Below are 1,990 nucleotides of genomic sequence, written 5' to 3'. Positions count from 1 at the left end.
GCGGCCTCGGTGAGCGGCCCCTGCAGGGCTTCGAACTGGCTGGCCTGTTCGACGATCGCACTGCGGTTGTCGAGGTAGGACCAGGTGAACAGGCCGCCGGTCAGCAAAGCCGCGAGCGCACAGGCGCCGGCAGCCCCGCGCCAGATCCAGGCGCGGCGACGCTGCGCCAGCGGATCGAACGTACCAAGGCCGGCCTCCTTGAAGATCACTTCGGTGAGAAGGTTCCTGAGGAAAAAGCTGCGCTTCTCGACACGCGACGCCGGCATGGCGCGGCGCGGTGGCAGCCCGAAGGAGGATGATAGCGCCGCGGTCAGCCGGTCAATGGGAGCGCCTTCCTGTGTCGCCGACGTCAGATAAAGGCCACGCAACCAGGCGGCTTCCTCGTAGCGGCTTTCGCCGAACATCGCCTCGAGCAGTGTCTTGATCGGCTCGCCAAGGCTCGCCAGCTGCGCCGGAAAGCGGAAGATCTCGGCGCGCTGGCCGAGCTTGTCTTCGTCTTCCAGGCGTGGCACCAGCCGCCGCTCAAGCTCCGCGGCAAGCCTGGCTAGCTCCGCTTGGATCGTGCCGGCGTTGACGCGGGCGTCGAGCGGAAAAGTCGTTCCCCACACCTGCTCGCGCGCCGTCGTCGACAAGCCGCCGAAGAAGGCTTCGAAGCCTTTGATCAGGTCTGCCTTGGTCAGCATCATGTAGACAGGCAGACGGATCTCCAGTCGTTCGTTCAGCTCCGCCAGTCGACGGCGGATCTTGCGGCCGTGCGCCTTGATCGCTTCGTCGCCCTCCGACAGCGCATCGATGGACAGTGCGACAATGACGCCGTTGAGCGCGCGGCGGCCGCGGTGCTTTTTCAAAAGGTCAAGGAAACCCAGCCATTCCGCAGCGTCGACATCCGGCTGGCTCTCCTGCTGGACGTAGCGGCCCGCAGTGTCGATCAGCACCGCGTTTTCGGAGAAGAACCAGTCACAATTTCGCGTGCCGCCGACGCCCTGCAAATCATCGGTGAGGTCGATCGGGAAATTGAGGCCCGATTGGCGCAATGCCGTGGTCTTGCCGGTGGCTGGCGGCCCAACGATTACATACCACGGCATCTCGCGCAGGAATTTTCTGCCGCCGAGCTTGCGCCGCTTGAGCTCGGCCATCACCTCGCCGAACTTGGCGCCGACGGCCGCGACGCTCTCCTCGCCGGGGGTGAGTTGTTTTTCGGCCACGGGTGCTGCGATCTCCGCGACGAACATGCGGTTAGCGCGGATGGCACGCCGCTGCGCGACGATCAGCCAGATCAGCCACAGGATGATCAGCCCCGCGATCATGGCGATGCGGACATTCTCAGATTCGAATGGCGCGTAAGGACCGACCTTTACGATCGGGCCGAACACCCAGATCAAGAGCGAAAGCAGCGCGATGCCAATCAGCGTCCACAGGAATCGCGAGGTGATGACGGCCCAGAGGAAGCGCAGGATGAACATCTCAGAGTCTCTTCTCGACCAGGACCTCGACGCGCCGGTTGAGCGCACGGCCCTCGCGCGTCGCGTTGTCGGCCACAGGATCGGTCTCGGCGCGCCCTTCAGAATGGATGTGCTCCTGTGGCACGCCAGCCTGAACCAGGAGGTCCGCTATGGTCTGGGCGCGCGCCTCCGAGAGCCGCTGGTTGCTCGCGAGCGGGTTGGACCGTTGCAGGCGCACATTGTCGGTATGGCCGATGATCGTGATGTTTCCGATCAGCTCCTGATTGGCGAGGATCACTTTGGCGATCGAGGCGATCAGCGGCTGATACCCTTGGGACAGCGTCGGCCGCGAGGACTGGAACAGCTCGGGGTTGGAAGACTGGATGATCAGCTTGGCCAGCGAGACGCTCTCGGTGCCGCTGAGCGCGCCCTTGAGGCTGGCTGGCGCTTCGGCCTTGAACGCGGGCAACAGCGCGAAATCGACCGGCTGCGGTGCCTCGGGTTCAGGAGCATCTTGCTTGGGCGCGGCGCGGGCGACGTCGCCGCGT

At 64.8% G+C, this 1,990-nt stretch carries 2 protein-coding genes; both read right to left on the bottom strand.

What is annotated here, in order from left to right:
- A partial coding sequence (tssM, locus tag O7A61_RS32060) for a type VI secretion system membrane subunit TssM (RefSeq protein ID WP_337133151.1) occupies positions 1 to 1,463 on the bottom strand: 1,463 nt, incomplete at its 3' end.
- Between the two features lies 1 nt (position 1,464).
- Positions 1,465 to 1,990 (bottom strand): type VI secretion system protein TssL, long form (gene tssL / locus O7A61_RS32055; protein WP_337133150.1); only part of this gene is annotated, 526 nt, incomplete at its 5' end.

Origin of the sequence: Mesorhizobium sp. Cs1321R2N1, from assembly GCF_037179725.1 — a bacterium.
Taxonomy (GTDB): Bacteria; Pseudomonadota; Alphaproteobacteria; order Rhizobiales; family Rhizobiaceae; genus Mesorhizobium; species Mesorhizobium salmacidum.
Note: the sequence above shows the minus strand (reverse complement) of the source record. Positions and strands in the feature narration are given on the sequence as shown.